The sequence below is a fragment of the Thermovenabulum sp. genome (assembly GCF_049701175.1).
Classification (GTDB): Bacteria; Bacillota; Thermosediminibacteria; order Thermosediminibacterales; family Thermosediminibacteraceae; genus Thermovenabulum.
Genome location: NZ_JBNATW010000029.1, coordinates 1 through 17,277 on the forward strand (window position 1 = coordinate 1; position 17,277 = coordinate 17,277).

Consider the following 17,277-nt stretch of genomic DNA (forward strand, 5'->3'; position numbering starts at 1 on the left):
TTTTTATATTCTATTCTCTTCCATTCTTTCAATAGGGGTATAAACCTGGCATTCTTCGTATTCTTGATCTTTTTGATTAAAAGAAGTATCATGCCTCGGTTTCTATCTTTTAATTCATAAACAAAACTATAATCTTGATCTTCCAAAATCTCTGTGAGTTTATTTAACAATTCATTTGCGAAAGTTTCACGTTCAATTTCCCAACCTTTCTCCGTAAAGATAAGCATTGGAAGTTTGCCACTGTACTCAATATCAAGATAACCTGACTTTATCATCCAGTGAATCCGTTTGGTTATTTCCTCCAGCGTAAGTTCACAGTAATATCCGTAAGAAGGACACTTGTCCAAACCATACTCTAAAACTTTTTTATCTTTTGAACCATTGAGGATTTTTGCCAGCATACTGCGTCCACCTATTCCAATTAGTTCATCTGCTGCACGAAGTATAACCTTAATTTCTTCATCACTTAAGCTCTTAATCCCATCACTATTAAGTTTATATCTTACTTTTTGTCTGCTTCTGCTCATAGTAATACCCCTATTTTTTAAAATATATCTTTTCTCCGCTATTCTTGTTACAGCCTTTAGAAAAATGACTTATCATGACAAATATACTGAGAAAATGGAGAGTCTCTTTGCCTTTGTCTTATTTAATTTTGCTCAGTTCATCAATAAATGCCGGTCTTTTTTTATATAGGCTCATTAGATCATTTATAATTTCTTTTTGGCTTTTTTCTCCTGCTATTTTTTTGTATCTTTTAAGTATTCCACATACCTTTTGATAGTCTTTTCTATTTGATGAAGAATTTGCAACTAGTTTTATATATTTTTTATAAACCTCAATAACTTCATCCTTAAACTTATCTTTCAGCTTATCTGCATATTCTTCTATCCTTGCTGGGTTTTCTTTTACAAACTCCATAAGCTCATCTAAATCATTTTCTTCTAATATGACCTTAAGATAAATATCTCTTCCATGCCATCCCTTATAATTTTTTAGTTCTTGTTTTAAATTATTATAAAACTCTGCTTTATCACCAGTAATTAATTCCTTTAGTTCACGATAGTATTCAAAATTCCCATCAAACAAAAGCTCTTTTGCCAATTTTTTCTGTTCTTCTTTTAGTGAGAGCTTTTTATAGGCTTCATATCTTATCTTTTTCCATTTTGATACTAAACCAGCATATTGTTTGTCCTGTTCTTCCCATTCTAAAGCTAATCCTATAACTTTCTTGTAGTCCTTTTTTTTAAAATATTTTTGAATAAACAATTCCTTAAAAGATGTAAATTCAAGATGTGCTTTTATAAATTGTTCCGCTTCTTCTTTAGTACCATATTTCTCTTTTAACTCATAAAGTATTTGAAGCATTTTTTCATTAATATATTTTCTATAGCTATTGTCAAGCCCCTTATTCAGTAAGTATTCTATTTTCACCATCAATTTATTCCTCAGTTCCTCTATGTCAGCAAATTTGGCACAAAGCCAAAGTATATCAATCCTATAGCTTTCCCATTCGTCAAAAATTTTGTTTTCGCTTAGTTTTAATAATTTATTAAATATCTTTTCTCTTAAATCAATATCTAAGTCCTGGCTATTAGCAACTATGTCTCCTATAACTTCTATGGTTTCTGATACCAAAAAACCTATGTTTCCATCAGAATCGTCTGCATATTGAAAAGCCTCAACTGCCTTCTCAAGCACTAAAAATGCAATATCTAAGGCTAATAGGATATCTTCAGTATCTCTAACTTTCTCCAATAAATCTTCCATTTCACTCACAAAATCATATGTTTCTCTGTATGAAATAAACCCATCTCTGTCTTTATATTTTCTCACAATAGAATCTATAAGATTTCTGCATCTTATAAGTTCCTGTTTACTGTCACCCTTTGAATATTTAACAATAAGTCTATTTTTCAAGGTTTCATCTTCTTCTGTTATATCTAGTATAATTTTTATTAGCTCTTCTTTTGAAAGATTGTTTAAGACTTCTTTTATATCTTCCTGCTTTCTAATGCTTTTTTGCACATTCGAGCCTGTATCTTGATTATTGAAAATTTCAAGTAGTTTATAGTAAGCCGCCACTTGATGTTTACATATAGGGCCAAAATCATAAGGACAATCACATTCTGAATGAAGAATTTCCCTATTGTCATCTAATTTCACTATAACCTCGTAGTCATCGCTGCCTTGAACTTTAAAAATATATTCATTTTCTCCTCGGTTATAAGTTTCTATTATATTTCCTCCAATATAGTACCGGTAACCTCTGTCTAAAATTGTTTCATTGATATAGTCCTCAAAATTATATATGTTCATCTATACTTTTTCACCATTCCTTTCTAAAAAGATACTCCTTTAGTATCATTGTCCAATTCCTTAACTTCTATCTATAATTTAATGTATTGTATGTCTCATCCTTTTCTTGGGGGATCCATTATATCTACATCTGCGTTTATTCCTTTATCAGCGAACTCAAGCATCAGTTCTTCCACATCCCCTGAAATAAATTCCACGTCTTTATTACTATTTATGTAAGCATTTCTCTTAGCGCCTTCCACTGTATTGCTAACAGTGTACAATTGACCTACCCCTGTCGAAATATCCCTCTGATCTAAATCAAACATCGGAGGATTGAAAGTAAATAGAAATGCTTGGGAGTAGGTTTATCATCATGATAGGCAAATCCAAAAGTCCATGTCAAGATTTTGTTAGACAAAAATTTTTTTGGGTTAGCAAGAGGTTAATTGTAAAATTAAATGCGACACCAAAAAATAGTTGAACAATAGTGTGAAACCCGATATGATGTTGGTTGACCAAAACTAACATCAAGGAGGGTTTCAGCTATGGTTCTTACTAAAGAGTATACCACTAAGCGGCACAACGACCTAATCAGGCGGTTGATTCCTAAGGGAACAGCTATCAAGAAATTATCTTTTTCACAAATCGAACGGGTGCAGAATTGGTGTAATACCCTACCCAGAAAAATCCTGGGCTACCGGCAACCAGCAGAACTCTTTTTCCAGGAAATAGAGCGACTAACTTACGAACTTCAGCCTTCATGGGGTTCCCAAAAATGTGTCACATTTAATATTGCAATTTAATGGTTTATATTTTTGAAGAAATAATATCCCATAAAAATTGAAAAGCGGTTAAAAGTAATGCAAAATAAAGTGCGCTTTTTAAAGCAAGTTTATATTTGTCCTTTCTTTATAATGGAGTAAATAAGAAAACAGGCCATATACTATAAAAAAGAAAATAAATCTAGAAATGTAATTGAATACATACTGCATTTTTTCTCTCCTTCATGAGATTAATCAGAATTACTAAATTCTGTTCCCAAATTTTAAAAAATTGTCATTAATAGAACGAAGACGATTTATAAGAACACCTACTGCTGCGCACCATTCACGACTCGAAGGAACCTTATAGCCCATCAATCCCCCTCCCTCTGAAAGAAGATACCCAAAATTATATTTAGTTATTATATTATGATACGCCATATTCAACCAAATTCCTACATGACAAGAGTGACCTCCTCCCATCTCTAAATGAGGAGGGCTTCCTCTTCCACCGAGGGAAGCTTACGCGGATATAGGGATTGCTCCCCAGTATCCGCGCAGCGGCTTCCTTCTCCGGAGGCTTGAGTTCGGGCCAGTCCAGCCCTACGGCCTGCTCAGGGCCCAGGCCAAGGTCTTTCCTTCAGTCCTTAATCCACCTTTCATCCCACCCCTTTAAAAGGGTGGCTTCCCCGGCGGACCTTCGTAACACGAAATTATAAAAAAGTAACACGCAATTCTTATTTTATTATATTCGGCAAAATTATTAAATTCCTTCCAGTGATATTGTCTTGGAGAAAAGCTGATATGTGTCCTCTTTTTTGCCTGATGTTTAAAAAGAATTACTGTAGATAGCGGTATTGAGTATGCCAATTTAAATGGCAATAGTTTGAAATCTATTATGCTGGCTGTTATCTGCATAGGAACATGCTACCGATGATCACTATGATGGCATAATTATTTGAGCAGAATTGATGGGGAATATGCCAATTCCCTATCTTTTTGTTTAATTTTTTATTTGAATTGCATGATTAAAAATATAAAATTATGTTAGATACCGATTCAAAGCAGGGGGTCTTCTTTTATGAATGACGTTGTGCCTAAGAAAATCCTGATTGTAGAAGACAGCAGGCTTAATGCACAGATAACAGCGGGTATTTTGAGCAAATACGGATATGAGACAGAGATAGTGCGCACAGGCGAAGAAGCTGTGGAAAAAGTCAAAAGCGACCAAAGCCCTGATCTAATTCTAATGGACATAGAGCTTATAGGTAAATTAGACGGTATAGAAACAGCCCGCATTATACAGCAATTTAAAGATATCCCTATTGTATTCCTCACTGCTAATACAAATAAAGAAATTATGGAAAAAATTAAATCGGTTACTGGCTACGGTTACATACTTAAAGGCGTAGACGAATATGTACTTATATCGACAGTTGAAATGGCTCTTAAACTTCACCAAGCAAATATGATGATCAAACAAAACGAAGAACTTTTCCGAAATATGTTTGAAACCAATGAGGCGATTATGTTACTTGTTGAACCGAAATCAGGGCAAATTGTTGATGCTAACAAGTCTGCCTGCCGTTTCTACGGTTACCCAAAAGAGACTCTTTTAAAGATGGATATTGGTAAAATTAACATTAATTCTGTCATAAATGATGATAAAAACTGCATAGAAGCGTTTAAACGCAGCTGTAACCCTTGTGTTTGCATTCAGCGATTAGCAAACGGTGAAAAGCGTTTTGTGGAGGTATATTCAACTGTTGTCAATTATCAAAAGAAAGAACTTCTTTATTTAATCATTTTTGATATTACTGAACGATGGTATGCTGAAAAAGAATTAAAGTTTTACCATCATCTTTTTGAGAATTCTCCGAACGAAATATACATATTCCACTCTGAAACATTTAAATTTATCTCTGCAAACCGCAGGGCAAGAGAAAATTTGGGATACAGCTTAGATGAGCTGAACGAAATGACCCCTCTTGATTTGAAGCCTGAATTCGACGTGCAGAGCTTTAAAGAACTCCTTGCACCTCTATCCCAACGAAAACAGGAATTTATTATTTTTAACACAACACATCGCAGGAAAGATGGTTCTGTTTACCCTGTAGAAGTTCGTTTAATGCTTATAGAGTCCGCAGAAGAAAAAGTATATATGGCAATTGTAATCGATGTAACAGAACGGAAAACATTAGAAAGAGAACTGCAGGAAAAGAACGAAATTTTAAGCACGATAATGAAATCTGCAGGAGACGCTATTATTATGATTGATGATAAGGGGGATGTTACTTTCTGGAATCCTGCAGCAGAACGGATATTTGGCTACACTAAAGAAGAAGTAATGGGTAAAGAACTGCACAGGTTTATGATACACGATGAAAGTCTTTATCAGGTATATAAAGAAGCATTCAAGAAATTTCAATTAAGTGGTAAAGGGAGTGCGGTAGGGAAAACGATTGAATTAAAAACAAAGCATAAAGATGGTCATGAAATTGATGTAGAACTCTCGCTATCTGCTGTAAGAATGAAGGATACGTGGCATGCAGTAGGAATTGTCCGTGATATAACCGAACGCAAGAAAATTGAAGAAATGATTTACCTGCAATCCATAACTGATCCATTGACAAATATTTATAATCGTCGCTTTTTCATGCAGATGATGGAACAGGAGATGGAACGCACACGTCGAAATGGGAAGCCTTTTTCCCTTATTATGTTTGACATAGACCATTTTAAGAGCGTAAATGATCGTTTTGGTCATGCTGCGGGGGATATGGTTCTAAAGAGCATTGCTGATATGGTAAAAAAGAGGATACGCAAAACAGACTGCTTTGCACGCTGGGGCGGAGAGGAATTTATAATTCTTTTGCCTGAGACTTCTTTAAAAGATGCGGTAGGTTTAGCCGAAGAGCTTCGAGAAAGATTAAGTAGCATGCCATTACCAGAAGTGGGGCATGTAACGGCAAGCTTTGGCGTGGCAAGTTATAGACCGTCTGATACAATCGATACCATTCTTTTGCGTGCAGACGACATGCTTTATGAAGCAAAGGCTTCTGGTAGAAATTGTGTGAAAAGTGAGTAATAGCACCCTTTAGGTAGCACCCAGCCATGCAAATATAATAAATGCGAGCAACAAAAACTTCGCTCGCATTTCACAATTTTTCTGTCTTGGAGAAATAGCGCTGAAGCAGTAAAATTACTGCCGCACCTATTACCCCACCCAGCAGAGCCGTAATTAGCTGCGGAAGAGTAAAAGCCTGGACTACCAGCGCAAGTACCTTAATGCCTAAACCTTTAAGAATGTATTTAGCTGAAATGGAAAGCCACACGTATTTCATTACCGCTGCCAGTGGTACTCCTATTACGGCGTTCTTTTGAGAGGAATAAAGCCAAACGTAAAGAGCATTGCCTACAATTATAAAAGGAATCATAGGCGTAAAATAATTATATTTTAATGTTACATCATATTACCAAGTATTTCAATAAAAAAGTCTTTTTTTACGTACAAAAGTTTTTCCTGTTGCCCGATAACTTATAAATTTTATAATAATTTTTATTTTACCGATATACTGTAAACATTATTAAAAGTGTAGCGAAGAAAGAGATTGCTGCACCCACTACAAGTTGTTTCGTGTCATGCCTTTTTAGAACAAGCCTTGACCATATTACAAGTGGAATTAACAGAAACATCCATATCATTTTTAGTCCCGTAAAAAAATTAAGAGCTAAAATTGGGCCTGAATTTTTTTGTTTATTTTTCGAATCCACCTGCGTATAAATTCTTACATATAACTTCTCTTGTATAATTTGCTAAAAAAATATACATTTCCTTTTTATTTTCCACATTTAATTTTTCTATAAAAATAGGTTTCCCAATAAAAACTTTAATTCTTGCTCTTTTTGGAATCCACTTGCCTGGAGGAAGTACTTTATTAGACCCTACTATCGCAACAGGCAGAATAGGCACCTTTGTTCTTAGGGAAAGAAAGGCAAAACCAGGTTTAAATTCACTGACCTCTTCGTTTATGCTAACGCCACCTTCAGGAAAAACACCTATAACCTTACCTTCTTTTAATAATTCAATTGCTTTTTTTAGAGTTTTTAGATCTTCCTTTTTTTCTTTTACAGGCAGCATCCCAGTAATTTTTAAAATAATGTTTAAAAAGGGTATTTTAAACAAATACGAAGCAGCAAGAAATTTAATATTATAAGGCAATGTTACCATTAAAATCATTGGGTCCAAAATGCTTTTGTGATTTGATACAACTATGAGAGGCCCTTTTTCAGGAGGGTTTTCTTTCCCGATTATCTCGATTTTGGCAAACATCTTAAATAAAAAATAAAATATAAATTTCCCTATATGGTAAAAAAATTTTTTATTAATTCCATGAATATTCCTCCTATAAACCTAATATGACATATAAAATCAGACATGTAAAATCACCCTTTCACATCTAAAGTGCTTTGTAGCAAATTACTAATGGGGTACTTTGAAATTCCGCTTTGAGGATTATAGCTATATATGAGGATGTTCTGGAGTAAAGAACTATTAGTGTTTAAAAGATTTTCGATCTCTGTTGAAGATATTTTTTCATTCAAAAAAGAATAATCATTAGCAATTTCAAAAATATCAATCGGTGAAAAATTTTGATAAGAGGCTAAAACTCCTTCCTTTAAAAGGTTTAACTGATTACCTATTTGTACAAGATTATCAATTGAAGAAAAATTGTCCTGAGACTGAATATTGTATTGTAAAAGATTTATACCTGTTTGATAATTCAAGAAAGAAGGATTATATGTTTTTAAGTCTTCTCCAGTAGTCGGTAAATTTACTTGTTTTTCATAAGTATCAACAATATCTGGGTTTATATTGTTTTCTATATTATTCAGGTTGTTATTTAACGAAATTATTTCGTAGTCAGCCGTATTCCCTAAATTATTTTTTAAACTGTTCAAAAGATATTCAGAATTCAAATAGTTAGCTAACGATGGAGATAGAGAAATGCTTATTGTCATTTCCCTGTCCTCCTTTATTTAATTATCTGATTCTAATTATACTACTTTTTTTCTAAATTGTTTTTCATTTTTTGAGCACTTACTGAAACAATAAGGTTTTTATTGCACTATGAGGAAATACTGTTAACAACTTGTTGATAACTTGTGAATAACTTGGCCTTTATTACTCTTAAGGAAGAGAGATCTTTTTAAGCAAGAAGGATTAAAATACTTGGGGTTACTCAGGAGACTTGCAGTGTAAATTTAAATAAGGTGAGCAAAGAGAAAATAAGCCCTAAAATGTAAGAAAAAAGGACCTAAATACCCATAAAATAGCATAAAATTACAAAAAAATATAAATATAAAACTTGATAAAAATGAAAAAACGATAGTAAAAACCTTTTATAAAAGACGCGTTTGAGGCTTTGGACGATACAGTAAAATCGAAAGATTTAGTTGTAAGTAGGACAGACAGCATAAAGGAGGTAATAGAGGAGACAGCGGCCTCAGCAGAAGAGATTTCAGCTTCTGCTGAAGAGTTAAGTGCATCTACGGAAGAGATAGCAGCGACAGCACAGGGGTTGACAAATGTTGCAAAAGAATTATCAGATAATATAGGCAAATTCAAGATTTAAAAAATAGAATAGAAAGGAGCCTAACAGTAAATGTGGGCTCCTTTTTTGTTTTTGGAGAAGATTATGGACTTTAAAAAACCTAAAAATACTTTATGCGATCATAAAACTGCAGGGAAATAAAAGGTTTTAAAGAATTATTATAAAATAGTTGCTTTATAGTAAAAATTTTGCTTAAGAACCAGAGGAAAGGTATAAGGATGAGGTTATAAATTAGGTTATAAATTCCAAAGAGATTTTAATAAATCGTATTAATACGATTCTCTCAGGATTTGCTGAACTGCAGGCAAACATGGAAAAGGAGAAAGAAATAAATTTAATCTTAAGAGATTCGGCTTATATTCCTAATGGGAAAGGTGTTTTTTGCAAAGGTAGCCAGTGACGTAATTTTTGATTGGGTTGACAGTTATCAAAGATTTAAAGCTATAGTAAATAGAAGTATAGAAGAATTAAAAAAAATTTAAGTAGAATATAAAATATTTTTTTGAATTAAGGTTATTTGATAATTATTTAGACTAAAAATTGTATAAAAAATAAGTTTTAAAAAATTAGAGCCTTTTCCACCTCTATCCTGAAAATAATGTTCCGAAAAAAAGCAATAAAAAACTAAGCCCATACCTAAATGTAAAAATATGGGATTAACATGAATCTATATAAACGTGATAACAAAAGCCTAAAAAATTAAGATGCTACCGTTTCGACCGTGACCTTCAAACCTAAAGATTCAAGCTTTTTCAAAGACTGCCGTATAATCATGTCGCGCCTTTTCTCTTCGTAATAATTGGGGCCCAGTTCAATATAAGGTTGCTTTCGCTTGAGAATATGGTAAGCTATAGTCAGGATGCTGTGGGCCACCGCAACTGCTGCCCGGTTCGAACCTCTTCGAGCAGCGATGCGGTGGTATTGACTGGAAAGGTAAGTATCCTTAGATCTGGAAGCGGCCCGGGCAGCTTCTACAAGAGCACTTCGCAATTTTTTGTTCCCCTTTCGAGTCCTGGCAGACTTTTGCTTGCCGGCGCTTTCATTCTGACCTGGGCACAGCCCCGCCCAAGAACACAAATGAGCGGCGGAGGGGAACTGGTCCATATTAGTTCCGATTTCTGCAATTATCTGTTCTGCAGTCCTTCTTCCCACTCCGGGAATTGTATCCAGCAGTGCCAGGTCCTCTTCAAAAGGGAGCATTCGATTTTTAATTTCTTCATCGAGATAGTTTATATGTCTCAACTGTATTTCCAGCATCATCCTCAAGTGATCATTGATCAACCCTTTTAAAGCGCGCTTTAGATCTTCCTTTTTATTCTTTAACTTACCCTGAGAGAGATCTGCCAGGATTTCGGGGTCATCTTCGCCATTTATTATTGCTTCCAGTATAGCGCGGCTAGACATGCCGTTTATATCGGAGACTACCGAAGACAGCTTGATATTGGCACCTTCGAGCACTTTCTGGATGCGGTTAAGCTCTCTTGAGCGCTCCTCAATAAGGCTGTGCCTGTAACGTACGAGATCGCGAAGCTCCCTTTGCTCTCTGTCCGGGACGAAGCTGCCCTTTAAAAGGCCGTGGCGCAGTAAATTTGCAATCCACTCAGCATCCTTTACATCAGTTTTTCTACCGGGTACATTTTTAATATGCTTTGCATTGACGAGAAGGATATTGATATTCTCAAGCTCCAGCAGGTTGTAGATGGGCTTCCAGTAAGAGCCGGTGCTTTCCATGGCGACGACAGTACATCCTTTGTTTTTAATGAACTCCTTTAGAGCGATCAGGTCGTCGGTCATTGTTGAAAAAGTGCGGATTTCCTTACCTTCGGGAGTTATTACACAAGCCACGACGCTCTTTTTATGAACGTCCAGGCCGCAAACGTGAGAATAAACTACATCCATAAAAAACAACTCCTTAGCGGCTTTAATATTGAAGGGCTGGTGCAACAACCATAAAGGGTTATTCTATCCTGCGTGCTTCCCGAAAAGGGAGCAACAATCTGTGGTGCACCTGGTCGTTGTGGTTCAGTCTGGTTATCGGGCTCAAGGCACCAAAAGGGTAACGACCTGCCTTCACCAGCCGCTATACTGGAGTATATCATCAAAAAAGGGCATTTTCATCTTCTGCTGGTGCCGCATTTGTTGCGGCATGGGAGTCTGGTTAGGGATAAGAGATAGATGAAACTTAAAAACCTAATTGGAGGGGTACAAATTTAGGCTAATGAGCTAATTAAAAGCGAGTAGGCTTTTATAATTGTATTAAAGGAAAATAAAAATTTCTATAGAATTTAAAAAATATAAACAGCCTGTTATTATAGAAGAGGTGTAATTATGGGAAAAATCGGAATAATTGCACCTTACAGAGAACTTTATTATGAAACCTTAAGTGTCAAAGAGGAAATGAAAGATTACGGGAAAGATATAGAGGTAAGAATAGGTCTTTTAAGCAATGCTGTAGATGTGGCAAAAGACTTATTAAAAAACGGTGCGGAAGTGTTGATTAGCCGCGGTGGGACGTTAAATTACATACGATGTGAATTTCCAAATATTCCATTAGTTGAAATAGAAATAAGTAGTTATGATATTGCTGAAGCTATAATGAAGGCGAAAAAGGTAAGTTCTAATATTGCTCTTGTGGTTTTTAATAATATGCTTTATGAAAGCAGGGATATAGCAAAACTTTTTGAAGTAAATATAAGAATTTTTTATATTGAGCGAGAAGAACAGGCTATAGATGCGGTAAGAAAAGCAGTCGATGACGGTTATGATGTCATTGTAGGAGGAGGAATTGCAAATAGGGTAGCTGCTCAAATGGGGCTTAAAAGCGTGCTTATTTTATCAGGAAAAGACTCAATATTCCGTTCTATTAAACAGGCACAGGACATATTGAGGTATAAAAAAGATGTAGTAAAACAATTAAAACTTATAGAAACTGTAATGGAAAACACCCCTTTAGGTATCCTGACCACCGACGGAAACGGAAGAATAAAGACCGTAAATTCTAAGGCTCTTGATATAATAAAAATGCCGAAGGAACATGTAATAGGAGAAAATATAAAAGATATTATACCCGAAATAAGAGTTGAAGATAACAATTTTTTAACAGAAATTAATGGCAGTAAGATAATGGTAAATGTAAAACATCTTGATATCATTTCTTATAACATAGGTTGTATTATTACTCTCGAAGAAATTAATGAGATAAGCAGAAAAGAAAAGTACATAAGAAGTGCATTTGTTAAAAAAGGTCATAAAGCGAGATATAATTTTGAGAACATCATCGGTAAAAGTCAGGAGATAAGTGATTGCATAAAAATCGCAAAAAAGTACTCTAATTTTGATTCAACTGTGCTCATATATGGAGAAACAGGTACTGGCAAGGAAATGTTTGCACAGAGCATACATAATGCAAGCAAAAGAGCAAAAGGACCTTTTGTAGCAATTAATTGTGCGTCCCTTTCGGAAACCCTCATGGAAAGTGAACTTTTCGGGTATGTGGAGGGTGCATTTACAGGTGCTTCGAAAGGTGGAAAAACAGGCCTTTTTGAAATAGCCCATGGGGGTACTCTCTTTTTGGATGAAATATCGGAAATGCCTCTTTCTATCCAGGCAAAACTTTTAAGAGCTATACAAGAGAAGGCTATAATGCGGTTAGGCGATGATAGAATAATTCCTGTTGATGTCCGGATTATTGCCGCCAGCAACAAAGATCTTTACCAACAGGTCAAAAAGGGAGCTTTTCGAGCGGATTTATATTACAGATTGAATGTCCTAAATTTAAAAGTACCTCCTCTAAGGGAAAGAAAAGAGGACGTTATCCTTCTTTTTGAACATTTTTTGGATATATATTCAATAAAATTTAATATAGAAAAACCTATTATCGATACAAATGGATATGAAATAATTCAAAAATATCATTGGCCGGGTAATGTTCGTGAGCTTGAAAATTTTACAGAAAGGCTTCTTGCTGCATATGGTTCTAAGTATATAACTAGTGAGGAAATACTCTATATACTCGGTATAGAAAAAGATAATATATTAAACCCTGAAAATTCAGAAACTATATCAGCGTTGACTTTAAAAAATTTCGATGAAAGGGAAATATACCGGATTTTAAAGGAAAACAATTTTAATAAAACAAGGACAGCAAAACAACTTGGTATAGGAAGAACTACTCTTTGGAGAATATTAAAAAAATACCAGAACCTATAGTGAACTATTTCAGAAATAAAATGTTTCATTGAAACAATTTATTGTTTCAATGAAACACTAAATGAAACACCCTGTATATTTGGCAGGGTTATTTTTTTTCCTGGTATTACAGGGAAAATTGACATTTTATAAAAACTGGCATCGTATTTGCAATAAACCAAATAATTGAAAAAACTAAAAATTAAAATTAGTGAGGTGATTTTGTTGAACAAGAAGTTAATAGCGGTTTTCATGCTCATTTTTATTTTGATGTTGAGCTTGGTAGGATGCGGCTCTTCAGGCCCATCCAAGAGCAGCCAAAGCTCAAATTCTGCACAAACTCAGTCTCAATCTGCAAACAGTAATGCCAAATTTGTATTAAAACTGGGTCATGTAGCTAATACTAATCAACCTTATCATGAAGCTGCTGTCAAATTTGCTGAAATGGTAAAAGAAAGGACTAATGGAGCTGTCGAAATCCAAATATATCCTAATAGCCAATTAGGCGGTCAGAGAGATTTGTTAGAAGGTCTCCAACTTGGAACGGTGGACATAGTTCTTACCTCAACAGCAGTTCTTTCTAATTTTATACCGAAGTGTCAAGTACTAGATCTGCCCTTTATATTCCGCGATAGAGAACATGTATACAAGGTTGTAGATGGTCCTCTGGCGGAAAAGATTTATGAGGGTGCTGAAAATCAGGGTATGAAGGTAATTTCTACCTGGGAAAATGGATTCAGGCATATAACCAATAATGTAAGGCCTATTAGAAAACCTGATGATTTGAAAGGCATCAAGATTAGGGTCATGGAAAACCAGATGTATATTGAAATGTTTAAAGCACTTGGGGCTAATCCTACACCAATGGCTATGGGTGAAGTATTTACTGCATTACAGCAAAAGACCGTGGATGCTCAGGAAAACCCAATTGGTCAAATTTATGCTTCTAGATTTTACGAAGTTCAAAAATACCTGACGCTGACTGGTCATACGTATTCTCCTGAGACAGTGGTATTTAGTCTCAAAACATGGAACAAACTTCCAAAGGAATATCAAGATGTTATAATTAAGGCTGCTCAAGAAGCAAGAGATTTTAATAGGCAGAGGGCCGAGGAACAAAACCAAAAGTTCCTGGAAGAAATGAAAGCTAAAGGTTTACAGGTTATTGAACTAACTCCAGAAGAAAAAGCAGCGTTTCAGGAAAAAATGAAACCGGTATGGGCAAAATTTGAAAATGTCATAGGTAAAGACCTCATTGATGCTATTGTTAATACAAAATAATTCATGAGGCAAGCTTTAGCTTGCCTCTTTTACAGAGTGGAGGGATTAATTTGACTTTCAAAAAATTCATCGATGGGTTGGACAATGTGGTTAAATGGATGGCAATTGCGATGTTTTCAATTATGACGGTGGCTATTGTTCTACAAGTACTTTTTAGGTATGTTATCCATTCATCTCTTAGCTGGTCTGAGGAATTGGCCAGATATCTTTTCGTCTGGTCAGTCCTCCTGGGTTCGGCCATGTGTGTAAAGAGGCGTTCCCACGTAGGAGTAGAAGTCTTCATGATGTACCTCCCTAAAAACCTGCAAAAATATGGAGTTTTTTTAGCAGATATCTTCGGATTGATTTTCTATGGCATTTTAATAGTATATGGCTTTAATGTGGTTAAAATTACGATGAATCAATCCTCCGCTTCTCTTGGAATAAAAATGGGGTATCCCTATTTATCTATTCCTGTGGCCGGAATAGTGATGTTTTTAAATGGCCTTTACAATATGATTGAGGATTTTAAGCAGTTCAAAAAAAATGATGGGGTGGTGAAAGCGTGAGCTTTACGATAAGTCTTTTGTTTATTTCTTTCGCAGTTTTTTTGATACTGAACATACCCATAGCCGTAGCATTGGGACTTGCGACCAGTGCGGTAGTTTTAACATCTGACTTGCCACTCACCTTGGTGGTTCAGAGAATATTTGCGTCAAACGATAACTTTCCACTTATGGCAATACCCTTTTTTATGCTGGCCGGTACTATAATGACTCGTGGAGGAGTATCTAAAAGGCTAGTAGCTTTTGCAGATTCTCTTGTAGGATGGCTCACGGGCGGGTTGGGAATAGTGGCCACATTAGCTGGCATGTTTTTTGCAGCCATTTCAGGCTCTTCTGCGGCTACTACGGCAGCCATTGGTCCGATCCTTTTTCCAGAAATGGAAAAGAGAGGCTATAATAGAGATTTTGCCGCAGCTATTGTAGCGGCTGCAGGTGAAACTGGAATCATAATTCCTCCTAGTGTTACCATGGTAGTTTACGGCGTTATCGCCGGAGTTTCCATAGGAGACTTGTTCCTTGGTGGATTTGGTCCTGGAATTTTGATGGGTCTTTCGATGGCGGCATTAATTTATTTTGTTTCAAAAAAATATAACTATGGGGGGACAAAATGGGCTGGCTTTTCAAATGTATGGAAGACTTTTGTTCAAAGTATTTGGGGGTTGTTAATGCCAGTTATTATCCTCGGGGGTATTTATGGAGGAATATTTACTCCTACTGAAGCTGCTGCAGTAGCTGTTGTTTATGGTTTGTTTGTTGGATTTTTTATTTATAAAGAACTTAAAATCAGCGATTTACCTAAAATAGTTGAGGATTCGGTAAAGAGTACTGCGGTAGTTATGTTCATTATGGATGCAGCGGGACTTTTTAGCTGGATTATTACAAGCCATCAAGTACCGGTTATATTAGCCAATTATTTTGTGTCGTTGACGAACAATCCAACTACCATCCTGATGTTGATAAACATACTTTTATTAATAGTCGGATGCTTCCTGAATGCTTCGGCCGCTATTACAATATTAGCTCCCATCCTGGTTCCGGTTGTAACACAGATGGGTATCGACCCTGTATTTTTCGGGGTGTTAATGACTGTGAACCTTGCCATAGGCACCATCACACCTCCAGTAGGTGTAGACCTTTTTGTAGCAACAACTATTGCAAATATTTCGCTGGAGAGAATTTCAAAAGCGATTGTAGGTTTTTTGATTGTGCTAATTATAGACCTAATTATAGTAACTTATGTGCCGGACATCATAATGTGGTTGCCGAATATGGTCAAATAATACAGGAGGGAGTGATATCTAATGCCTGTAGTACAACTGAAATACAAGTCTTCTTATGTGGACGTGGATATACCTGATAAGAATTTATATGCTGTGTTAAATCCTGAAGACCTTCCGGGAGTAGAAGATCCTTTCAGGGAAGTGAGAGATGCTCTGGACAATCCTATCGGGAGCATTCCCCTGAAGGAAATGGCCAAGGGAAAGAAAAATGTAGTGATTCTTGCCAGTGACATCACGAGGCCTTCACCGTCACATATATTGGTTCCGCCTATAATTGAAGAGTTAAAAAAGGCGGGTGTAGAATACGATAACATCACTATAATATTTGGATTGGGTTACCACAGAAAACATACAGAAGAGGAAAAGAAAAAACTGGTGGGTGAAGAAGTATACAGCAAGGTAAGGTGCATAGATCATGACATAAATGATTGTGTATACCTGGGTACCACGAAGAGGGGTACTCCTGTGGAAGTTTTCCGGCCCGTAGCAGAAGCCGATTTGATTATTGCCACCGGCAACCTTGAATTTCACTATAAGGCCGGTTACAGCGGAGGAGATAAAGCCCTCCTGCCGGGAGTTTGTAGCAAAAGGACCATCGAGATCAACCATGTTATGATGATAAAGCCCGGTACAATGCCAGGCAGGGCTGAGGGAAACCCCATGAGAGAAGATATAGAGGAAGCCGGGCGCATTGCAGGTGTAAATTTTATTGTCAACGCGGTTTTAAACAGCCATAAAGAGATAGTGAAAGTAGTAGCGGGAGACCCTGTAAAAGCCCATCGCGAGGGTGCGAAGTACATCGATAAGATGTATAAGAGAAACATTGAGGAAAAGGTGGATGTGGTGATTGCTTCCTGTGGTGGATTCCCAAAGGATATAAACTTATACCAGGCGCAGAAAGGCCTGGAAAATGCCAGCTACGCAGTTAAGGACGGAGGCAGCATAATCCTACTGGCTGAATGCCGGGAAGGGTTGGGAGAACCTACTTTCGAAGATTGGATGTTGAGAGCGAAAACTCCTCATGACTGTGTTGAATGGATACAGCAGGAATTTAAACTGGGTGCTCATAAAGCTGCTGTTATCTGCATGGTCCTTGAAAGAGTAAAAGTTTACCTCATCTCAGAATTAGATGAAAACCTGGTGAGGAACATATTTTTCATCCCAGCAAGATCAGCTCAGCAAGCCCTCGATACTGCCTTAAGAGAATATGGCGAAGAGGCAAAGGTATTGGTACTGCCATATGCCAATTCGACTCTTCCATACGTGGAATAAAATATAATGCAAAAATGCCGGGAAAGGAGATTTA

The 17,277-nt window shown here is 36.2% G+C and carries 13 protein-coding genes and 2 pseudogenes; 8 read left to right on the forward strand and 7 right to left on the reverse strand.

All coding sequences use genetic code 11. The features are described 5' to 3' along the window. The 3 genes and pseudogenes from ACPLVF_RS09695 to ACPLVF_RS09705 form a co-directional block, all read right to left on the reverse strand. The coding region (locus ACPLVF_RS09695; RefSeq protein WP_424907637.1) for an RQC-minor-1 family DNA-binding protein at positions 1–527 on the reverse strand (527 nt) is incomplete at its 3' end. Positions 528–645: 118 nt separating this feature from the next. Continuing rightward, a complete protein-coding gene (locus ACPLVF_RS09700) occupies positions 646–2,319 on the reverse strand; it encodes an SWIM zinc finger family protein (protein ID WP_424907638.1) in 1,674 nt (557 codons plus the stop codon). 98 nt (positions 2,320–2,417) lie between these two features. After that, positions 2,418–2,573: pseudogene (locus ACPLVF_RS09705) on the reverse strand (23S rRNA (uracil(1939)-C(5))-methyltransferase RlmD); the annotation flags it as partial. Between the two features lie 294 nt (positions 2,574–2,867). Between ACPLVF_RS09705 and ACPLVF_RS09710 the strand changes: the two are divergent. Next, positions 2,868–3,104: pseudogene (locus ACPLVF_RS09710) on the forward strand (hypothetical protein); the annotation flags it as partial. A 1,039-nt stretch (positions 3,105–4,143) separates the two neighbouring features. Next, positions 4,144–6,150, forward strand: a complete 2,007-nt coding sequence (locus ACPLVF_RS09715) for a PAS domain S-box protein (RefSeq protein WP_424907639.1) — start codon at positions 4,144–4,146, stop codon at positions 6,148–6,150. 70 nt (positions 6,151–6,220) lie between these two features. On the opposite strand, the gene ACPLVF_RS09720 is transcribed toward ACPLVF_RS09715, so the two are convergent. From ACPLVF_RS09720 to ACPLVF_RS09730, 3 genes are all read right to left on the reverse strand, one after another. Next, the gene (locus ACPLVF_RS09720; protein ID WP_424907640.1) at positions 6,221–6,499 is read right to left on the reverse strand and encodes a hypothetical protein; all 279 of its coding nucleotides are present in this window, start codon (positions 6,497–6,499) and stop codon (positions 6,221–6,223) included. A gap of 320 nt (positions 6,500–6,819) precedes the next feature. Further along, positions 6,820–7,395, reverse strand: a complete 576-nt coding sequence (locus ACPLVF_RS09725) for a lysophospholipid acyltransferase family protein (RefSeq protein WP_424907641.1) — start codon at positions 7,393–7,395, stop codon at positions 6,820–6,822. A 113-nt stretch (positions 7,396–7,508) separates the two neighbouring features. Continuing rightward, positions 7,509–8,084, reverse strand: coding sequence for a hypothetical protein (locus ACPLVF_RS09730; protein WP_424907642.1), 576 nt, complete (start codon positions 8,082–8,084; stop codon positions 7,509–7,511). Positions 8,085–8,488: 404 nt separating this feature from the next. Here ACPLVF_RS09730 and ACPLVF_RS09735 point away from each other — a divergent pair, with 404 nt between their 5' ends. Then, positions 8,489–8,698, forward strand: a complete 210-nt coding sequence (locus ACPLVF_RS09735; RefSeq protein WP_424907643.1) for a hypothetical protein — start codon at positions 8,489–8,491, stop codon at positions 8,696–8,698. A 678-nt stretch (positions 8,699–9,376) separates the two neighbouring features. Here the strand turns inward: ACPLVF_RS09735 and ACPLVF_RS09740 are convergent. After that, complete coding sequence (locus tag ACPLVF_RS09740; RefSeq protein ID WP_424907644.1) at positions 9,377–10,576, reverse strand: IS110 family transposase; 1,200 nt, start codon at positions 10,574–10,576, stop codon at positions 9,377–9,379. Between the two features lie 429 nt (positions 10,577–11,005). On the opposite strand from ACPLVF_RS09740, the gene ACPLVF_RS09745 reads away from it, so the two are divergent. The 5 genes from ACPLVF_RS09745 (at position 11,006) to larA (ending at position 17,243) form a co-directional block, all read left to right on the forward strand. Continuing rightward, complete coding sequence (locus ACPLVF_RS09745; protein ID WP_424907645.1) at positions 11,006–12,886, forward strand: sigma 54-interacting transcriptional regulator; 1,881 nt, start codon at positions 11,006–11,008, stop codon at positions 12,884–12,886. Positions 12,887–13,090: 204 nt separating this feature from the next. Continuing rightward, positions 13,091–14,146 carry a TRAP transporter substrate-binding protein DctP gene (dctP, locus tag ACPLVF_RS09750; protein WP_424907646.1) on the forward strand — a complete coding sequence of 352 codons (1,056 nt, stop codon included), beginning with the start codon at positions 13,091–13,093 and terminating at the stop codon, positions 14,144–14,146. 50 nt (positions 14,147–14,196) lie between these two features. Beyond that, a complete protein-coding gene (locus ACPLVF_RS09755; RefSeq protein ID WP_424907647.1) occupies positions 14,197–14,694 on the forward strand; it encodes a TRAP transporter small permease in 498 nt (165 codons plus the stop codon). Then, a complete protein-coding gene (locus ACPLVF_RS09760; RefSeq protein WP_424907648.1) occupies positions 14,691–15,971 on the forward strand; it encodes a TRAP transporter large permease in 1,281 nt (426 codons plus the stop codon). The genes ACPLVF_RS09755 and ACPLVF_RS09760 overlap by 4 nt, the downstream gene beginning before the upstream one ends. Positions 15,972–15,992: 21 nt before the next feature. Beyond that, positions 15,993–17,243 (forward strand): nickel-dependent lactate racemase, encoded by a 1,251-nt coding sequence (larA, locus tag ACPLVF_RS09765; RefSeq protein WP_424907649.1) that lies wholly within the window; start codon positions 15,993–15,995, stop codon positions 17,241–17,243. Positions 17,244–17,277 lie beyond the last annotated feature (34 nt).